General features: G+C 70.5%; 14 protein-coding genes. 5 read left to right on the forward strand and 9 right to left on the reverse strand.

Annotated features, from left to right (window positions below; translation table 11 throughout):
- Positions 1–93 precede the first annotated feature (93 nt).
- The gene (locus tag ABT001_RS20785; protein WP_502967494.1) at positions 94–531 is read left to right on the forward strand and encodes a winged helix-turn-helix transcriptional regulator; all 438 of its coding nucleotides are present in this window, start codon (positions 94–96) and stop codon (positions 529–531) included.
- A 162-nt stretch (positions 532–693) separates the two neighbouring features.
- Here the strand turns inward: ABT001_RS20785 and ABT001_RS20790 are convergent, their stop codons facing one another.
- The 4 genes from ABT001_RS20790 to ABT001_RS20805 are packed head-to-tail and all read right to left on the reverse strand — an operon-like array spanning position 694 to position 5,996.
- Positions 694–1,014 (reverse strand): hypothetical protein, encoded by a 321-nt coding sequence (locus ABT001_RS20790; RefSeq protein WP_351279508.1) that lies wholly within the window; start codon positions 1,012–1,014, stop codon positions 694–696.
- Positions 1,015–1,027: 13 nt separating this feature from the next.
- Positions 1,028–1,315 (reverse strand): bacteriocin immunity protein, encoded by a 288-nt coding sequence (locus tag ABT001_RS20795; RefSeq protein ID WP_351279510.1) that lies wholly within the window; start codon positions 1,313–1,315, stop codon positions 1,028–1,030.
- 30 nt (positions 1,316–1,345) lie between these two features.
- Positions 1,346–1,726, reverse strand: a complete 381-nt coding sequence (locus ABT001_RS20800; RefSeq protein ID WP_351279513.1) for a CU044_2847 family protein — start codon at positions 1,724–1,726, stop codon at positions 1,346–1,348.
- 25 nt (positions 1,727–1,751) lie between these two features.
- Positions 1,752–5,996, reverse strand: a complete 4,245-nt coding sequence (locus ABT001_RS20805) for an nSTAND1 domain-containing NTPase (protein WP_351279516.1) — start codon at positions 5,994–5,996, stop codon at positions 1,752–1,754.
- Between the two features lie 164 nt (positions 5,997–6,160).
- On the opposite strand from ABT001_RS20805, the gene ABT001_RS20810 reads away from it, so the two are divergent.
- Positions 6,161–8,749 (forward strand): GmrSD restriction endonuclease domain-containing protein, encoded by a 2,589-nt coding sequence (locus ABT001_RS20810; protein ID WP_351279518.1) that lies wholly within the window; start codon positions 6,161–6,163, stop codon positions 8,747–8,749.
- Between the two features lie 27 nt (positions 8,750–8,776).
- Here the strand turns inward: ABT001_RS20810 and ABT001_RS20815 are convergent, their stop codons facing one another.
- Both ABT001_RS20815 and ABT001_RS20820 read right to left on the reverse strand, forming a co-directional pair.
- The gene (locus tag ABT001_RS20815; RefSeq protein WP_351279521.1) at positions 8,777–10,108 is read right to left on the reverse strand and encodes a serine hydrolase domain-containing protein; all 1,332 of its coding nucleotides are present in this window, start codon (positions 10,106–10,108) and stop codon (positions 8,777–8,779) included.
- Positions 10,109–10,260: 152 nt separating this feature from the next.
- Positions 10,261–11,163 (reverse strand): helix-turn-helix transcriptional regulator, encoded by a 903-nt coding sequence (locus tag ABT001_RS20820; protein ID WP_351279523.1) that lies wholly within the window; start codon positions 11,161–11,163, stop codon positions 10,261–10,263.
- 161 nt (positions 11,164–11,324) lie between these two features.
- On the opposite strand from ABT001_RS20820, the gene ABT001_RS20825 reads away from it, so the two are divergent.
- A complete protein-coding gene (locus ABT001_RS20825; protein ID WP_351279526.1) occupies positions 11,325–12,242 on the forward strand; it encodes an MBL fold metallo-hydrolase in 918 nt (305 codons plus the stop codon).
- A gap of 21 nt (positions 12,243–12,263) precedes the next feature.
- Positions 12,264–13,787, forward strand: a complete 1,524-nt coding sequence (locus ABT001_RS20830) for a carboxylesterase/lipase family protein (RefSeq protein WP_351279528.1) — start codon at positions 12,264–12,266, stop codon at positions 13,785–13,787.
- Between the two features lie 31 nt (positions 13,788–13,818).
- Here ABT001_RS20830 and ABT001_RS20835 read toward each other — a convergent pair whose 3' ends face one another.
- From ABT001_RS20835 to ABT001_RS20845, 3 genes are all read right to left on the reverse strand, one after another.
- Entirely contained in the window at positions 13,819–14,127 is a 309-nt protein-coding gene (locus ABT001_RS20835; RefSeq protein ID WP_351279530.1) for a hypothetical protein, read from the reverse strand.
- Between the two features lie 168 nt (positions 14,128–14,295).
- On the reverse strand, positions 14,296–15,387 hold the full coding sequence (locus ABT001_RS20840) for a CU044_5270 family protein (RefSeq protein ID WP_351279532.1): 1,092 nt from the start codon (positions 15,385–15,387) through the stop codon (positions 14,296–14,298).
- Positions 15,384–16,052, reverse strand: coding sequence for an RNA polymerase sigma factor (locus ABT001_RS20845; RefSeq protein WP_351279534.1), 669 nt, complete (start codon positions 16,050–16,052; stop codon positions 15,384–15,386). The genes ABT001_RS20840 and ABT001_RS20845 overlap by 4 nt, the downstream gene beginning before the upstream one ends.
- A 156-nt stretch (positions 16,053–16,208) precedes the next feature.
- Between ABT001_RS20845 and ABT001_RS20850 the strand changes: the two genes are divergently transcribed.
- Positions 16,209–18,266, forward strand: coding sequence for a sensor histidine kinase (locus ABT001_RS20850; protein ID WP_351279536.1), 2,058 nt, complete (start codon positions 16,209–16,211; stop codon positions 18,264–18,266).
- The last annotated feature ends 16 nt before the right edge of the window (positions 18,267–18,282 follow it).

Below are 18,282 nucleotides of genomic sequence, written 5' to 3' on the forward strand. Positions count from 1 at the left end.
TGCATCAGCATTGGAGAGAAACTTCCTGTGGGGAAGTAGGCACTCAGAAGTGCGTAACCCACCCTTTGGTGAGAGGTGCGATCGGTGACGACGATGAAGGCGGCCCAGCAGAGGGCTCAGGCCAAGGTGGAGTACAACGCGTTCCTGGCGGGGTGCCCCAGCCGGCAGCTGCTCGACCGAATCTCGGACAAGTGGGTCGTCCTGGTCCTGTGCGCGCTGGGGGGCGACGACGGCGCCGGCCGGCCCGGTGCCCCACATGCGGACGCTCCGAAGGCGATGCGCTACTCCGAGATGTCACGTCTTCTGGCCGGGGTCAGCCAGAAGATGCTGACCCAGACACTGCGATCGCTGGAGCACGACGGTCTGCTCACCCGTACCGTGACGCCGACCGTCCCCGTCACCGTCACCTACGAGTTGACCGATCTCGGCCTCTCGCTCCACCACATGACGCGCGGGCTCAGGAGCTGGGCGCAGACACACATGGCCGAGGTCCTCGCGAACCGCGAGAACAGCGACGCGCGTACCCCCTGAAGACTCGCATCCGACCGTCCGGCGGTTCTATGTTCTGGCTCATCACCTCCCCTCGACCTGACCGATGAGGCGATCCTGCTTACCCGGCCCCCTGCCGACACCATGCCGGAGGGCACGGAGACACCGAGTGGTCACCGCGGAATCGCCGCTTCGGGCGGCACCTCAATCAACGCATGACATCTTCAAACGCTGAAGAAGACCCGCATTTTCCAGTGCCGAAAGTACGTGTGTGGCAGGCTCGGTGACATACACAAGCGTAAAATACGTCGGAAAGGCTGGTTCGGCGAGGTAGCCCTCTTCGTCTTCCCAGTTCTCCTCGACTGTAATCTTTCCGGAATCCCGTACGTCCGCCAGATGGTATGTGCCTCCCTTGAAATCGCTCTGTCGGGCGTCGAATGAGAGACCCAAGGAGGTTGACAGGGCGTCGCGTACCTCCTGCGGACTCATTTTGTCGGAGCCGTAGAGGTAGTAGCGGTACCCCATGATGATCCTCCAGTTATTCCCGCTGAGCGACATTCTTTCGGTGTGCATCCGATTCCGCTTCCAACGGAATCGGAGCGAAAGGCGTGTAGGAAAACGCGATGTCCACGACCTCTTCTGCCGTCAGGTCATCCGTAAGGTTTTCCAAGTCGGGATGAAAGATGAGATCGAGTGCACGAGGATGAGGGACGCTCGCTTCGAGAATGTCCACGAGTCTCTCGTTTTCCATCTCGGTCCCATGTGCCGCCATGATTTCGCGAACGATCTCGACGAGTCGATCACGGGTGAGGTCACGCTCTTCCACAGCACCTCGCTGGTGTCGGGCCCTCGGGACTCAGTGCTGCGAGCCCTGTGACCTGCCGTCTGTTCCTTCCGGGCGCCAGGTGGCTGTCACCGTCAGGTGGGCCTGCCCGCTGCCGTTCACGATGCCGAGCTTGAGATCCTGCCCGACCTGCACCCCGAAGGTCACGGTGATCTCGTCGGGCGGCGGCGATGCGGTACCGACCGCGTCGTGGATCTCCTGCACCAGCGGACCGAGCGGCTTGAGAGTGGCGCGCAGCGCGTCGGTGGCGAGCGCGGGGGCGGTCCGTCCCGGACGGGCCACGGGTACGGCGGGTCCCATGCCGTTGGTGACAGGGCTGACGTTCTCCTGCAGGACGAAACGGACCGTGGTCCCGTCGTCCAGGCCGAGTGGTGACTGCTCAGGGTCGGTCAAGGTAGCTCCTCGCGTGTGTACGTGGTCAGGAACACGGCGGCTCATCGGGTGTGCCCTCGGGCAGCAGTTCGCGTTCGGCCTCGACGTAGTCCCGCCCGGCGGCTTCGCAGAGCGCACCGAACTGCGCCTCGGGGCGCAGGTCGAGGCGCTGTCGCACAGCCCCCGTGTCGACGACCAACCAGTCTCCGTCGATGTGGACGAAGCCTTTCATCACGGGGACCGAGAAGTCGCTTCCCTCTGCGTTCCTGTCGGGGACGACAAAACGGAGCTGCTCGTCACGGAAGATCATCACGTGGCCGTCCGACGTCAGGCCGACGAGGCCGTCGCGGTCGTCCGTCCACGGGATGCTACGTGTGAACTGTTTTCTGCCCGGCACGTTCCAGACCCGTGCATGCGCGTCGTCATTGACGACGGCGAGGTAGGTGCCCGTCGGATCGAAGGCGAGCAGGGCGGGGAAGGGAGCGCTGGCTGACCCGTAGCTCACGGGGGCACCGGGCAAGGCGTCGACTCGCCTCGGCGCCCGCAGGTCCCACAACAGGATCGCGCCGCGTCTGACGTTGACTGCGACCTGCCCCGGGTGCTCCGGTCTCGCCACGAGCTGGTCTCCGACGGAGCTCCCTTCCGAGGTCTCGTCCGTGTGCGCGCCCTGATGGACAGAGAAGAAGCGCCTTGTCACCCGTCCGTCGGCAGCATCGACCGCTGCCAGCCGGCTTCGGGCGAGCACTGCGATCTCACTGCCACCGATACCGACCACACCCTGGATGGTGTCGCTGTCCGACAACGCGTCGTCCAGAGTCACGGGGGCGTCGAGGTCGTCCGCCGCATACGACCGGCGCAGCCCATCCCGTCCGTCCCACAGCACGAGCCGTCGGGAGTCGGCGGTCCACGTCAGCTTCCAACTCACCGCGTGCTCGGCGGTCACCGCGGGAAGCCGAGCCGATCGCAGCCGCTTGCGGGAGGCATCCAGGACCTCGAGCCGGCCGTCCAAGACCTGGGCACGCAGCTGCCCGTCCGGAGAGAGGGTCTCCCCGTCGACTCCTCCGGCTTCGGACCGGAGCCGTTCACCGCCGATCGGCTCGGCCCGTGTCGCGACCAAGGTGGAGCCCACGGCTGCGAGAACCGTGAGCCCGCCTCCCTTCCTCGGAACGGCTGCGACGGTCTCCGGGCTGACGGACGTGTCGCCCGAATCCGGGACGCGGGTGTGGAAGGCACGGCCGGTACGTACGTCCATCAGGGTGTGTTCCACGTAGCGTTGTCCCGCGCTGGCCCATTCGCGCTGCTCAGTCGTCCTGAGTTCGTAGCGGGTGGTGGCGTCGGTGAGACTGAACCCTCCGTCGGCGGGAACGCGGTACGAGCGTCCTGGGGTCCGGCCGAGTTCCAGCGCCTGCCCGTTGTCCTGGACGGCGATCTCCCCGCCTGCCTGCAGCGACGCCGGAGTGGCCATGCGCGTGGAGTACAGCCGCTGCCCGGATGTCAGGTCCCGGACCTCGACGTTGTCCCTGACCGCCACGGAGGAACGGAGTATCGCCACTGAGTCCGCGTCGGAGGTGAACACGACCCGGTCCATGTCCTGCGGCAGGGTGATCCGGTCGGTCACCTCGCGTCGGTCGTCGCCGGAGCCGGTCTCCCACACGTGCATGGTGGCCGCACCGCACGTCTTCGCCGCAGGGGTCTCGCAGAGTACGCGAGGGTTGCTCCGCACCAGAAGAAGTCGCCGGCTGTCGCTGCTGAAGTCCAGGGTCCATCGAGGGGCGTTCCCCTGTTCATGACGTTCGTGGGGGTTGGGTTCCAGGGTCTCCGGGTGCTTCGGGCCGTCCCCTCGCGTCTGCCAGAGAAGGATCTTCTCCGGTCCGGCGACCGCCGCGACGTGCCGCCCGTCGGGGCTCACCGCGATGCGCACGTCACCCTCGGGTACGCCACTGAGTTCCCGCGCGCGGGGTTTGCCGGCCAGGGCGCCCGTGATCACGGTGAGCGTCGACTTCTCGTCCCTCGGGGGCTTCGACTCGACCACCAGCGCTCGGCCGTCCTCGCTCGCGGTCAGGCTGTGGACACTGCCACGCCACAGGGACGGGTAGGTACCGGTGACGTACTGCCCCCGCACATACTGATTCATCAGCGCCTGTCTGGTACGTGGCGTCTCCTTCGTGTGCCAAGCCGCCAGGGCCAACTGCAGTGCCGTACTGGGGTCGTTGGGCGGACGCTCCTCCGCGGCCTGCGCGAGGATGTCGGCTGCCTGGGTGCGGAGGTGCCCCTCGGCGCGCTGGAGGTTCTGGTACGTGGTGAACGACAGGACGACCGCGAGGGCGGTCAGTATGCCCAGGCCCGTCACGGCGGTCCGGCGCAGGCGGACGCCGCGACGGGCGTGGTTCCCGCTGAGGTGGACGTACTCCCGCTCGGCCGCCGAGATGTCGTCCGGGTCGGGGTGCGTCTTCAGTCGACGCTCCGCCTCGGCCAGGTCCGTGCCGCTCAGCAGACGAGCGGGCTCGCGGTCCTGGGACTGCCAGCGGTCGAGGTCGGCGCGTAGTTGTTCCTGCCAGAGTCGGAAGTCGCGGGACTCGGTGAGCCAGCCCAGAAGCAGAGGCCAGTGGTTCGTCAGTGCCTCGTGTGCCAGGTCGGCGATCTCTTCGTGTTCGTCGCCGCCCGGCGCGCGGGACAGGACGACGAGCTTGCTGGGGGCGAGCCTGCGCGCCACGGCGACGAGTTCCGGGGCGAGGTCCGCCGTGCGGGTGGGTCTGCGGGTGAAGACGTCACCGTCACCAGGGCGGGCGAGCTGGATGAAGAGCCGCTGGGCACGGCTCCGTTCGGAGCTCGGCAGCCGTTCGTAGGTCTGGTTCGCGTAGCCGACGAGGGCGCCCGCGACACCGCCCAGCTCGTCGTACGCCGCGTGCGTGAGCATGGCGCGGCTGCGACGCTGCCACAGCTCGGTCAGCGCGAACTGGACCAGCGGCATGCGGCCGGGTTCGTCGCCCGCGTCGGCGACGATGCGCTCCGGCAGGCCCGCTTCGAACCACAGCCCCGGTATCGCGTCGACCGGCGCCGTCACCGCCTGCTCCAGGCCCTCCGTGCCCAGTGGCGCGAGGAACTGGACGGCGTCGCTGACGAGGTCCGAGGTGCCGGCCGTGTTCAGGACGTTGATCGTGTCGGGTCGTGTCGTCGCCACGACCCGCAGCTCCCCGCCCGCCAGGTCGGCCAGCAGGCCGAAGAGCGTGCGGCCCGCAGCAGGGTCGGCCATCACATACTCCTCCAGCTGGTCCACGAAGAGGACGTGCCGGAAGCCTTCACTCCGGGCCAGGATCCGGGTGCGCAGCTCGGTGCCGATGCCGTCGCCCGCGTCGAGCGGGCCGACCAGGATCTCCGCCCTGGCAAGGCGTTCGACCTCGCCCAAGGCCGGTTCCAGCACGCCGACCAACGCTCGCGCGACGACGGCGGCAGGGCGCACGCCAGGAATGGGCCGCAGCTCCGTCACGTCCGTCCCGGCCGCCCGCAGTCGGTGCAGTGCCCCGGCACGTACGAGCGACGACTTGCCGCACCCGGAGGGGCCGGTCACCAGTGTCAGGGGGCGCCTGAGCACGGCGGTGGTGAGCCGTTCGGTGTCGGCGGCCCGGCCGTGGAAGAACTCGGCGTCGTCCTCGGTGAACGCGGCCAGCCCCTGGAACGGGCAACGCGGCTCCACCGTGGCCTCGTTGACCAGATCAGCCGAGGGCAACAGGTATGCGGTGCGCTCTCCCAGGTGGGCGGTGACCGTCATGCCGACGACGCCGTTCTGCGTGTCGTCCCAGACCGGCGCTCCGCTGAAACCCTCCGCGATGCGCGGGCCGGGCTCCTCGGTCTCCATCTGCAGCCAACCGGCTCCCGTCCCGGCGCGCAGCGTCCCGTACGCCCAGACGCCTTGAACCGCACCGGCCGGAAAGCCCATCGTCCGGAAGGCGTGCCCCCATACGCCCGCCCCGTCGACCAGCGGCGCGGGCCGGGTGCCCTCGACCGGTTCGTCGAGTCGCAGCAGCGCGACATCGGCGCCGCCCGTACGCCAGGACTCCACCGTCGCGCGCACGCGCGGACGACCGGAGATCAGGGGAAAGTCGAACTCCACCGCCTGGCCATGTGGTTCATCGGCCCCGGCTCCGGACCCGAGCGCTCTGGTGACGACGTGGGCACAGGTGCACAGCACGTCCTCGGCGACCAGGAACGCGGCCCCGATCACTTCCCCGTCGCTCGCGTACACCCGCGCCTGCGACGCCTCCAAGACATCGCTTTCCCGCACAGCGGCCATGGGCAGCCCCCGGATTCTTCACTCGAAGGCTGCCACACACGGTGCCGCAGCCTTTCCCCGTGTCACTTTACGCACACCGTCCGTGCGCAGCACGGGCTTTGGCGGAGACCTCGGTAGGGGGTGACAATGGCTGCCCGGCGCCGAAGTTGTGGGGAAGGACGGGCGTGCACGCTCAGGAGACCACGTTCAGCAAGCTGGTCCAGGGGGAGCAGCAGTTCCAGGTACCGCTCTACCAACGTACTTACAGCTGGCAGCGGGACGAGCTGCGGCAGTTGTGGGACGACGTGCAGGAGTTGGTCGAGGACCGTCAGGAAGGGCGTTCGGGCTCGGGCCACTTCCTCGGATCCGTCGTGCTGGCGCCCCAACGCGTCGCAGCGGGTGGGATGCAGCGCTGGCTCGTCGTCGACGGCCAGCAGCGGATGACCACCCTGATGCTGGTGTTCACCGCTCTGCGGGACCACCACCGGGACCAGGGCTCGGCGAAGAAGGCCGCCCGGATCAACGACCTCATCCTGGTCAACACCTATCAGGACGGACACGACAGCTACCGGCTGCTGCCGACACAGGCGGACCGTGAGGCGTACACGGCCTGTGTGGACAGCCTCCCGAAGGCCGGCGGAGCCGGGAACGTGGGCGCCGCCTACCGATTCTTCGTCGCCGCCCTGGCCGAGGGGGCGGAGAACCATGGTGAGGCCTGGGTGGACGCGGTCGAGGCCGTGCTCGGCGAGTGCCTCTCGATCGTCGCCATCACCGCTGCCGAGGGCGACAACGTCTACCGCATCTTCGAGTCCATCAACAACACCGGCGTGGGGCTCAGCCAGAGCGACCTGCTGCGCAACTACCTCTTCATGTGCCTGCCGACCACGGGCGAGGACGTCTACCGCAAGCGCTGGCTCCCCATGCAGGAGCTGCTCGGCCCCGCCCATCTGGAGCTGCTGGTGTGGCTGGATCTCGTGGTCGGAGGGAACAGCCGGGCCCGGCAGAGCGAGATCTACCGGGACCAGAAGAAGCGTCTGGAGCCGCTGAGCGGCGACGAGACATCGCTGGAAGCCGAGATCGCCCGGCTGGCCCTGCGCGCCGACCGGCTCATGCGGATCCTGGAGCCCGAGAGGGAGAGCGATCCCGGGCTGCGGGCGGTACTGGAGCGCCTGTCGCGTTGGGGCGGCCAGACCCACTACCCGCTGGCCCTGCACCTCCTGGACCTCATGGACGAGGGCAGGACCACGGCCTCGGAGGCGGAGGAGGCGCTCGGGTTCGCGGAGAGTTACATGGTGCGGCGCCTGTTCGCGGGCCTGTCCACGACGGGCAGCAACCGGGTGTTCATGGAACTCCCCAAGGAGCTGGACAAGGACGGCTCCCCGGCCGAGGCGGTACGCCGGTTCCTCTCCCGCCCCCGTACGGGAGCCCGGGTATGGCCGAGTGACGACGCCGTCCGTGAAGCCGTCCGCACCCGCCCCTTCTACAGGACCGGCCGCAGTAACCAGCGCTTCCAGATCCTGCGCCGGCTGGAGGAGAGCTACGGTTCGAGCGAGCCCGTCGACTACGACAAGGCGTCGCTCACCGTCGAGCACGTGCTTCCCCAGAGCCCGGCCCGGCAGTGGTTCGACCTGTTGGCAGAGGAAGCCGCGGACGGTGAGAGCCCCGAGGAGATCCACAACCTGCTCGTGCACACCCTCGGAAACCTCACTCTCTCGGGTGAGAACGCACGGCTCTCCAACCACCCCTTCCACCGCAAGCAGGAACTGCTCGACTCCAGTGCGCTGCGGATGAACCACGGGATCGCCGCACAGGAGCGGTGGGGCCGCAGGGAGATCCTCGCCCGGGCCGAGGAACTGGCCGACCGGGCCGTGGGGCTGTGGCCCGGGCCCCTGGACGGAGTCGTGCAGTCGGACGACGAGTGGTCCGGCTGGCGGGAGTTGAGGGAGACCCTGCTCGCCGTGCCGGCCGGTACCTGGACGTCGTACGGTGAGCTCGCCGCCCTCATCGGCACGAGTGCCATCGCGGTCGGCAACCACATGGCGGCCAGGACGGGCCTGCACTGTGCGTACCGCGTGCTGACCGCCGACGGGCGCATCGCGGGCGGGTTCCGGTGGACCGACGACCGGCACTCCGGGGATCCCCGGGTCGTCCTGGCGGCCGAGGGAGTGCCCTTCGACGAGAACGGCCGTGCCTCGAAGGCCCATCAGCTGAGCAGTGCCGACCTGGCCGCTCTGGTGGGCAAGGAGCCGGCGGAGGAGGCCTCGGCGGGGCCGGCCGCCTCGCGGACCGGCGGTGACGAGGCGGGCGTCCGCTTCGAAACCCTGCTGCGCGCGAACCAGACGCCGGAAGTCGTCGACGGAGTCCTGGCAGCCCTCCGCTTCTGGGAGGAGCAGGGCGGCCGCCTGGTCCACGGCAAGGCGAACGAGACCAGCTGCTTCCCGACCGTGGACGCGGACGGACCCGGCTCGCCGCGTGCTCTGTGGCCGATCGGTATCTACCCGGTGACCGGGGTGGTGGAGGTGGTCTTCCAATACCTGAAGCGACGCCCGCCGTTCGACGACGAGCCGCAGCGTCGTGCCCTGCTGGAGCGGTTCAACGCCATTGACGGTATCGACCTCGCCGAGGCCAAGCTCGATCTGCGCCCGTCCTTCTCGCTCGAGGTCTTCGCCGCGCACCCCGAGGAGATCCGCTCGGTCCTGGAGTGGTTCGTCCATGAGGTCGCCTCGGCGGAGGCCCGACGACCTGCCGACGAGGTCGCCCCGGTGGTGTTCTGACGCGGGGGCGCACGGTTCGGCCCCGCGTCAGCGGGACCGCAGCACGCAGGGGTGGACCAGGTAGGCGCCCAGTCGGCCTACCCGGTCGCCGTCCTTGAACGCTATGGCCCGGCCGGCCAAGCGCTCCTGTTCGAAGCGGAGTTCGAGGCCGAGATCAGGACTGTTCAGCCGGGCGTCGGCGGTGGGGAGCTGCAGCGGGGCACTCAGGCGCAGGTCCCAGCGTTGGGACGCGACAGCCGACGTGGTGACCGACGGGTTGTCGGCCAGTCGGATCTCCACCTGGCTGTCGGCCTGAATCCTGATCCGCAGCGGGACGCCCCCCTCAGGGGTGGTGATCTCCCCGGTCCACTCACCGCGCGCCGGCGTGGCCGGGCGGGTCTGCTCGGTGACCGGGTTGAGCTGGTCGCTGTGGAAGCCGGGCGCCAGGATGCCCGCCATGTGTTCGACGACGGCGTCGCGGGCCGCCTTGTTGGTCGAGTTGGCCAGGACGGCGATCGAGAGCTCGCGCTCGGGGATCTCGATCATCATCGCGGCGATGCCCCCCATGCCCCCGCCGTGGCTGCGGATCACCGGTCCGGTGCCGTGCGAGACGATCCGGCCGAACCCGTAGCCGAGGTTGTCGTTGATCGGCACGGCGTCGTACATGGCCGCGGCCGTGGCAGGCTTGAGCAGTTGGGAGGCGGTCCGGGCGAAGAGCGCGACGTCGCCGGCCGTCGCCCAGCCGGCGCCGGCGGCGGGGTGACCGCTGTGGCAGGTGGGGTACGCGCGGCCGTCGGCCGAGTAGCGCTGGGCGACTGGCGCCGTCCCGGCGTAGGACGCCCCGTACCCGAAGCTGATCAGGCCCAGCGGCTCGACGATCCGCTCACGCAGGTGGTCGCCCAGGTCCTGTCCGGTCACGGCTTCCAGCAGCCTGCCCAGCTCGCCGTAGCCGAGGTTGGAGTACTCGAAGTCGGTACCCGGCTCGCGGACGAGCGTGCGGTAACGGTCGATGTCGATCGGCAGGGGGCCGGTGCCGTAGTGGAAGTTGTAGAACGCCGGGAAACCGCCGCGGTGCTGGAGCAGCTGCCGTGGCGTCGGCGCGGTCCACCGGTAAGTACCCGGGATCGGGGAGTCGAGGTCCAGCAGGCCCTCGTCGGCGGCCAGGCAGACGGCCGTGGCGGTGAAGGCTTTGGTGACGGAGGCCAGCCCGTAGACCGTCTCCGGGGTGGCCGGCCGCTGGTCGGCCACGTTCGCCATGCCGTAGGCCCGGGCGAGCACGAGCTCCTCACGCTCGGCCACCGCGACGGAGACCGACGCGCAGCCGTGATCGGCCAGCGCCCTCGTGCACAGCTCGTCCAGCCCGCCCAACCCATCCAGCATGTTCTCGACCTTCCCATCGGATCCGTCGCTCGGCCCAGGTGCTCACGCACTTCCGCGTCACCCAACACGTGCGCTTCCATCGCCCGGCCGCCGTGCCGGCACCGGCGGAGACATTCTCCGCTCCGATCCGCCCGCGACGGCCCAAGTGATCTTCAGCAGCCGGACCCGGGAGAGGCCGCCGGATGCGGCTCCGGCCTGGCCGACGGGACTGTCGCCTGGGCGAGCAGCCGGAGCGCGGCCTGCGACGGGGAGCCCGGTTCGGTGATGGCGAGCACGATGTACCGCTCCTCGTCCTGCGGGGGGCGCAGGCTCTGCTGCGTCACGGTGAGGCTGCCGACCAGTGGGTGGTGCATCTCGTACACCGCGGAGTCGCACGGGCTGACCCTGTGGTCGGCCCACATGGTGGCGAACTCAGGACTCCTCATGGTCAACTCGCCGACGAGTGAGGTGAGCAGCGAGTCGTCGGGGTGCCGTCCGGCTGTCATACGGAGGTTCTCGATGACGGCCCTCGCCTTGCTCGGCCACTCGGCGTACAGCGCCCGGGTGTGGGGGTCGAGGAAGACCAGGCGGGCCAGGTTGGGGCGGTTGTCGGGATCCGCCGGGGCGGCCGGGTCGATGTGGGAGGCGAACAGCGCGTGCCCCATCCGATTCCAGGCCAGTACGTCACTGCGCCGCCCGCTGACCAGGGCTGGAACATCTCCGAAGGCCTCCAACAGGTTGAAGGTCGCCGCGTCGACGTGCTCGGCGGGCGGGCGGCCCACCACCGTACGCCGCTTCGCACTGTCCGCCAGGTCGTGGAGGTGCCGCTGCTCGGCCTCGTCCAGGTGCAGCGCCCGGCCGATGGCGTCGAGGACCTCCGGCGAGGCGCCCACGGACTGGCCCTGTTCCAGACGCGTGTAGTACGAGGAACTGACGCCGGCCACCAGTGCCAGTTCCTCGCGGCGCAGGCCGGGCACCCGGCGGCGGTCCCCGTAGTCCGACAGCCCGACGTCCTCCGGACGTAGCTGAGCCCGCCGGGTCTGCAGGAAGTTCCCGAGTTCTCGCTGTCTGCCCATGAGCCCAGTATGAGCGCCCCGCCGGCCGGGAACCTGACCCGGCCAGGGATAGGCACGGCCCGGTCTGGCTCGTCCGCCGCGATGCCGCTGACATGGGTCACGCGCCGTTCATCCGCTGCGGCGGGGCACGCCCCGTGCACCTATCTCATCGCGAGGATCACATGACCGACACCATCACCCTGGGTGACGTCACACTCACCCGTGTCCGGGAGTACTTCGGCCCCGTGGACATGACTCCCGAGACGTTCTTCCCGGACAGCCCCGCGAAGGCCTGGGAGGAACACCACGCCCTGCTGGTCCCGGACTTCCTGGACGACGACACCCGGATCGTCAACTCGGCGGTCCAGACCTGGCTGCTGCGCAGTGAGGGCAAAACCATCCTCGTCGACACCGGTGTGGGCAATCACAAGGAGCGCCCGTACGCCCCTGTGTGGAGCCGGATGAACACCGGATTCCTCGACAACCTCGCCCGCGCCGGAGTCCGCCCCGAGGACGTGGACATCGTGATCAACACCCACCTCCACGTCGACCACGTCGGCTGGAACACCCGCCTCGACGGACGTACCTGGGTACCCACCTTTCCCAACGCCACCTACCTGATGCCGAAGGACGACTTCGACTTCTGGAACCCGGAGAACGGCCACAGGACCGTACTCGGCCGCGGCAACCAGAACGTGTTCGAGGACAGCGTCCTCCCGGTGCACCAGGCCGGCCGAACGCTGCTGTGGGAAGGCGGCCACCAGATCGACGCGGGGCTGCGTCTGGAACCCGCCCCGGGGCACACCCCCGGCTCCTCCGTACTGACCCTCACCTCGGGAACGGACCGCGCGGTCTTCGTCGGCGACCTGCTGCACAGCCCGGTGCAGTTCCTCGAACCGGACTCCAACAGCTGCTTCTGCGAGGACCCCGCGCAGGCCCGCGCCACCCGGCACAAGGTGCTGGGCCGGGCGGCGGACGACAACGCCCTGGTTATCCCCGCGCACCTGGGAGGTCACGGCGCCGCGCAGGTGGTCCGCGACGGCAGCAGATTCGCAGTCAAGGGCTGGGCCCCCTTCACCTCGTACACCGAACAGGGCTGAGCCGCACGGAAAGGCACCCCGATGAACACTCGCACCGACCCCGTCGTCGTCACGACGGAGGGATCCGTCCGCGGCCTGCGTCAGGGCGGCATCACCACGTTCCTGAACATCCCCTACGCCGCCCCACCCCGCGGCGCAGGCCGGTTCGCGGCACCCGGCCCGCACGAACCGTGGGACGGCGTACGGGACGCCACAGTGCCGGGACCCAACGCGCCGCAGTCCGCACGCGGACTCGGCAGCGTGGACATGTCCCCCTACTTCGGCAGCGGTTGGAGCCGAGGTGAGGACTACCTCACGGTCAACGTCTGGACGCCGGCCGTCACCGACGGCGACCTGCCCGTCATGGTGTTCGTCCACGGCGGCGGATTCGTCGCGGGCTCGACCCGTTCCTCCCTCTACGACGGCTCCGCCTTCGCCCGCGACGGTGTCGTCCTCGTCACCCTCAACTACCGGCTCGGCATCGGAGGGTTCCTCGACCTTCCGGGCGCGCCCGCCAACCGCGGCCTGCTCGATGTCGTGGCCGCGCTGCGCTGGGTACGGGACAACATCGCAGCCTTCGGCGGCGCCCCGCACAACGTCACGCTCTTCGGCCAGTCGGCCGGGGCGACCGTCGTCGGCGGGGTCCTGGCCACTCCGGAAGCAGCGGGCCTCTTCCGCCGGGCGATCGTCCAGAGCGGCAGCGGCCTCGGCGCGTTCACGACCGAGCAGGCCGCCCGCGTCACCGGGGCGGCGGCCCGGCACCTGGGTGTCGAACCGCACGCCGGCGCCTTCGCGGAGATCCCGGACGACCGCCTCGTCGAAACGGCATCCGCACTCACTGGCATCGACCTGCGGACGGCCGCCCACCACGATCCGCTGGTCGGGCTCAGCCCTTTCAGCCTGGTCCTGGACACCCAGCCCGCCGAATCCGTCGCCGCGGGCGTCGGCGCCGGGGTCGATCTGCTCGTAGGGACCAACACGGAGGAGGGAAACCTGTATCTGGTCCCGGTGGGCACCTACGCCACCTCGACCGGGGAGGACGTCGACGCCGTCGCGGCACGCGCGCATCCCGATCCGGCCCGGCTCGTGGACACGTACCGCAGGGCCCGCCCGAAGGCGACCTTCGGCGAGCTGCGGTCCGCCGTCCTGGGCGACGCGCTGTTCGGCGCGGGCAGCCGGGCCCTGGCAGACGCTCACGCCGGCCGGTCCGGGGCCGCCACTTTCAGCTATGAGTTCGCCTGGCGTTCGCACGCACTCGACGGTGAGCTCGGCGCCACCCACGCGATGGAGCTGCCTTTCGTCTTCGATCTCACGCACCTGCCCCGGTTGCGTGGTGCCCAGGGACTGCTCGGCCCCGACGAGCCACCCGTGGGGCTTGCCACCCGCGTCCACGAGACCTGGATCCGGTTCGCGGCGACCGGCGATCCCGGGTGGGACCCGTACGAACCCGGGCGACGCACCACCATGCGCATCGACGCCGACTGGACCCGGATCGACGACCCTCGGAGCCGGGAACGACGGGCGTGGACCCGACCCGACACGCTCAGGGGCCACACCCCTTCCTGAGGTGTGCGGCCCTCGTTGCGCACACGGACGCTCACGCGTCGATCTCCGCATCGTGATGCCGGTGGTCGGCGCGTGTGCCGCGAAAGGACCTGAGTCCCCGGACGGCCAGCGAGCCGAGCGCGGCGCACAGGAGGCCCGTACTGACCATGAGGACGTGCGAGGCCCAGGTGCTGCCGGGGCCCGTGGCCGATTCCAGTGCCGGGAACAGCTGCCGGTACACGGGGTAGGAGAGTGCGGCCAGGAGGATGATGAGCCAGAGCGATGTGCTCTTCAGAGGCCTGGCCGTGACGGCAACGGTGAGAACGGCGATCAGGAGGATGATGACGTCGGTTCGATCCATACGTCGATCGTCCCGTTCCGCGAGCGCCGCGGCGTCTACCACCAGGAGGAACGCCCTCTAGGTCGGAAGACCTAGGAGCGTGGTTCGTCCGGGGGACCACGGTCGTGTGCACACCACCGGCACGCCGCAGGGGCCCATGGGAAGGGCCCCGGCAGCTCCCTGACGGGATCAGGTGGTCGTCGACGCCGTCTCGCTCGAAGGCTTCTCGCGGAGGGCGTTGACGACCGCGCGCTCCAGGACCGCCGATGTGCCCAGCAGGTCACCCTTCTTGCCCATGGAGGTGTCCCTGATGAGGTGGCTCCGTTCGCCCAGGTACTCCAGGGTGGTCGAGTCGAAGATCCAGGTGGTGCGCCACCCGGCCCGGGTGTCGTCGCGGGCCACGCCGATCCCGTGCCGGCCGGCCGCGTCCACCGCGACGGGGTCCACGGTCACTCCGGGGATCTTCGCCGCGGCCTTGTAGAGGGCGGCCGCGGTCCTCGGCGGCATCACCGTCTCCCGCAGCAGCTCCCCGATGGTGTCGAAGGCGTCCTGGGCCCGGTCCCGGTCCTCGGCCGGGGTGTCGCGCGCGTCCTGGTCCCGGGTGATCTCGCTGGTGAGCCGCCGGAGCAGGACGTCGGGGTCGGTGGGCAGTGAGGCCAGCCATGTGTACGTCGGCCGGTTCAGTCCCGCCGGGTGGCCGACGGGGGTCTCGCCGTCCGGAACCCCGACCACGAGCGGCAGGTAGGAGCCGTCCTGGTGGATCAAGCCTTCGTCGACCACCGGCCCCGACTCCTGCGTGATCCAGATCTCACGCTCGCTGGGCTCGGTCAGCTTCAGCGGGCCGCCGAACTCGCCCTCGTTCCCGGTCTGCAGCGTCCTGACGTACACGAACTGCTCGTCGGTGACCGTCTGTCCGCCCTTCTTACCGGCTGCCGAGGCGATCCGGTCCAGCAGCACGGCCGCGCCCCTCGGCGCCATGGCCTCGGAACCGGTGCCCGCGGTGGGCGGTGGCGGAGCGCTGTCCCGGCCGGCCACGGCGAGCATGGTCAGCAGCACCCCGCCCAGGGCCAGTCCGACGGCGGGCAGCAGGACGGCGGAGCGCAGGAGGCGGGGGTGGGAGCGTGCGGTGGCGCGGTCGCCGTCCTGGTCGATCAGACGCATCAGGGTGTCCTTGTGGTGGAGATGACGGCCCGGGGGCAGGTCCCGTTCGGCCGGGGCCGGCAGCAGCCGGGCCAGTTCCCCGTGTTCGGCCCGGTCGGGGCCGGAGGTACGGTCGGTCATCGGGCTTCCTCCTGGATGGGCAGGGCCACGAACGCGGCCCTGCTCCCTACCTCTCCGCGGCCCGGGCGGAGTTCCCGACCGGATCGGACCGTCCCTCCGGGGCGTGTGTCTCGCACGGCCTCGGCCGGTGCCCCGCCGAGCCGCTCGTCGGTGAGCCGCCGCAGCCGGTCACGGGCACGGGACAGCCGCGACCGTACGGTCCCCACCGGGACGCCCAGGGCCTCGGCGGCCTCGGCGTAGTCCAGCCCGGACCAGACGCAGAGGGCCAGCACCTCGCGTTCCTGGCGGCGGAGCCCGCCCAGCGACTGCCGGACCGCGGCGAGCCGCCGTGTGTCGTCGACGCGTCCGGCCGTGGCGTCCGCGATGTCCGCCACCGGTTCCGGGACGGGGCGCCGGGCCAGGAAGGCCAGGCGCCGCCCGATACCGCGGTTGGCGTTGCGGGCCTTGTTCGTGGCGATCCCGAGCAGCCACGGCCGCAGCGAGTCACCCTCCGGCTCGACGGCCTGACGGGTGCGCCAGGCGGCCAGGAAGGTCTCGGACAACACCTCCTCGGCCGTCGACCAGTCACCCGTCAGCCGGTAGGCGTGGTTGTAGACCGCTCGCGCGTACTCCTCGTAGAGCGCGGCGAACGCCTCGCGGTCGCCCGCCCTGATCCGTGCACGCATGCGCTCCCGGTCTTCCTGCTCATCACATCTCACACCACCTAGCTCTCCGGCCGGGCCGAAAGGTTCCCGTGACCCGCGCCACACCACGGACCCGGTCCGCTCACCGTGCCTCCGACGCGGTGCCGGCGTCCCGCGTCCGGCTCTACACTCGTGTCGATGGGGAAGACCCGAAGCCTGCTCCTGCCGGGCGTGTTCGCGGTGACGCAGCTGGCTCTCTGGTTCGCCGCCGTCCCGGCGCCCGGGGATTTCCGGGGCGTCACGGTGTGGATCACCGCCTTCGCCGCCACGGCACTCACCGCGCATGCGCTGGAACGACGGAACCGGGCACCGCTCCCGGCCCTCGGCCACATCCTCGGATCGTCCGTGCTGGTGCAGGTCCTGGCACCGCCCGGCACCCTGAACCTGGTGGCAGGTGCGGCGGTCCTGGTGGCGCTCTACTCCGTCACCGCCCGGAGCCACTGGCGCACCGGTCTGGGAGCGACCGCCGCTGCCGCCGTCGTGCAGCTCCTGCCGGGCGCCGCACGGTACGGGATCGGCAGTGCCCTCGCCTCCGACTGGCGCGTCACCGTCTGCCTCTACGCGGTGGCCTTCGCCCTCGGCGCCGGGCGTCGGCACCGGCTACGGGAACGGCAGGCGACGCAGCGGCGGACGACCCGTGCCGAGAGCGAGCTGCGACAGGCCGCCGGCACCGAACGGGAGCGACTGGCGAACGAGTTGCACGACATCAGCGCCCACCACCTCACCTCCGTCGTGGTGTCCGTCGAAGCCGCGCGCAGGCTCGGTGACAGCAGACCCGAACTGACCACGGACGCGCTCGCGTTCGCGAGCCGCACCGCGCGGGAGACCCAGGTGGCGCTGCGACGTCTGGTGGCGGCCATGGGCAGGGACGGGACACCGGATCCCCGGTCGGCCACGGCTTCGATCGAAGCCCTGATCGCGGGCTTCGGCAGACTGGGCCGCCCCGTCTCCGTCTCCCTCCCCGCCGACCTCGTCGGCCCCGCCGCGGAGGCGGCCCACGGCATCATCCGCGAGGCCCTGACCAACGCCCTGCGCTACGCGCCGGGTGCCTCGGTCGGTGTCCGGGCGGAGCGGACGGGGGAGGCGTTGCGTCTGACCGTCGACAACGGCAGGCCGCCCGGTGGCGGCAACGACGAGCTGCGTATCGGCTCCGGCCGAGGCGTGGACGGGATGAGCCGGCGCGCCGCCGCCATCGGCGGGCACGTGACCGCGGGCCCCCGCACCGGAGGTGGCTGGCGGGTGAGCGCCGTACTGCCCGATGATGCCCGGTCCTCCGGGACTCCGGCCAGGGGGCGACGGCGCGACTTCACACGGGAACAGCGGACGGCGGACGGGGCGGTCTGCGGCTCGGTTGCCTTGGCGTCGGTGGGCTACGCCCTGGAGAAGGCGGCCGCCGCCGGCTACGGCGCCCCGGTCTGCCTGCTGCTCGCGCTGCTGTTGACCGTCCACGCGTTGCCGCTGCTGTGGCGCCGACGAGCTCCCTGGTCGGCCCTCGCCATGACCGTGGCCACCGCTCTCGCCTGGCCGGTCCTGCTGGGGAGCGGTGTGCTGCCGCCGTCCGCGGCGAACTGTCTCCTGGGCGGCGGAACGGCTGAGCTGGCCGCCGTCTACGGTGTTGCGGCGTACGGCCGTGTCCTGAGACCGGCGCCGGCGCCTCCCGGCCGGTACGGCCGACCCCCGGCCCAGGTGACCTATCCGCCCGGTCTCCGGCTGTCGTACCTGGCGGTACCCGCCGCCGCCCTCTCGTTCGGCGTCTCGATGACGGCCGCCTTCAGCGGCGACGGGGTGCTGATGGGGGAACCGGCCGACCCTCCTCTCGTGCTGTTCGTTCTCGCCGCGGCGCTGCTGTCGTTCGGCTCGGTGTTCACGGCGGCGTGGTGGGCGGGATGGCTGATGCACATGCGTCGCAGGCGGGTGCTGGGCCGTGCGGACGCGGTGTTCACGGGGCTGCTGTCGAGCACGAGGGACGTGGTCCACAGTGAGCGGCGGAGAGTTGCCCATGGTCTGCAGGAGACGGTGCTCCTGGAGACCACCCGGGTGATCTCCGCGGCCGAGGCGGGCAGCCTGAGCGACGTCGCCACCGCCACGAGAGCGACGCTGGCCGCCATGCGCCGGCTGCTCGGCAGCCTGGACGCGGGCAAGGCGCCGACGGCGCCGACCCGGAAGGCCGTCTCACGGGGTGCCCCGGGCACGTAGGAGTGGTGGCCGCCGG

This window comes from Streptomyces sp. NPDC002793, from assembly GCF_040295485.1.
Taxonomy (GTDB): Bacteria; Actinomycetota; Actinomycetes; order Streptomycetales; family Streptomycetaceae; genus Streptomyces.

Bases quoted from the DNA above. Each gene is read 5' to 3' on its own strand.
- ABT001_RS20845 (WP_351279534.1), bottom strand. From the start codon at position 16,052: ATGCGTGCACGGATCAGGGCGGGCGACCGCGAGGCGTTCGCCGCGCTC.
- ABT001_RS20790 (WP_351279508.1), bottom strand. From the start codon at position 1,014: ATGGGGTACCGCTACTACCTCTACGGCTCCGACAAAATGAGTCCGCAG.
- ABT001_RS20840 (WP_351279532.1), bottom strand. From the start codon at position 15,387: ATGACCGACCGTACCTCCGGCCCCGACCGGGCCGAACACGGGGAACTG.
- ABT001_RS20835 (WP_351279530.1), bottom strand. From the start codon at position 14,127: ATGGATCGAACCGACGTCATCATCCTCCTGATCGCCGTTCTCACCGTT.
- ABT001_RS20785 (WP_502967494.1), top strand. From the start codon at position 94: ATGAAGGCGGCCCAGCAGAGGGCTCAGGCCAAGGTGGAGTACAACGCG.
- ABT001_RS20820 (WP_351279523.1), bottom strand. From the start codon at position 11,163: ATGGGCAGACAGCGAGAACTCGGGAACTTCCTGCAGACCCGGCGGGCT.
- ABT001_RS20815 (WP_351279521.1), bottom strand. From the start codon at position 10,108: ATGCTGGATGGGTTGGGCGGGCTGGACGAGCTGTGCACGAGGGCGCTG.
- ABT001_RS20830 (WP_351279528.1), top strand. From the start codon at position 12,264: ATGAACACTCGCACCGACCCCGTCGTCGTCACGACGGAGGGATCCGTC.
- ABT001_RS20850 (WP_351279536.1), top strand. From the start codon at position 16,209: ATGGGGAAGACCCGAAGCCTGCTCCTGCCGGGCGTGTTCGCGGTGACG.
- ABT001_RS20805 (WP_351279516.1), bottom strand. From the start codon at position 5,996: ATGGCCGCTGTGCGGGAAAGCGATGTCTTGGAGGCGTCGCAGGCGCGG.
- ABT001_RS20825 (WP_351279526.1), top strand. From the start codon at position 11,325: ATGACCGACACCATCACCCTGGGTGACGTCACACTCACCCGTGTCCGG.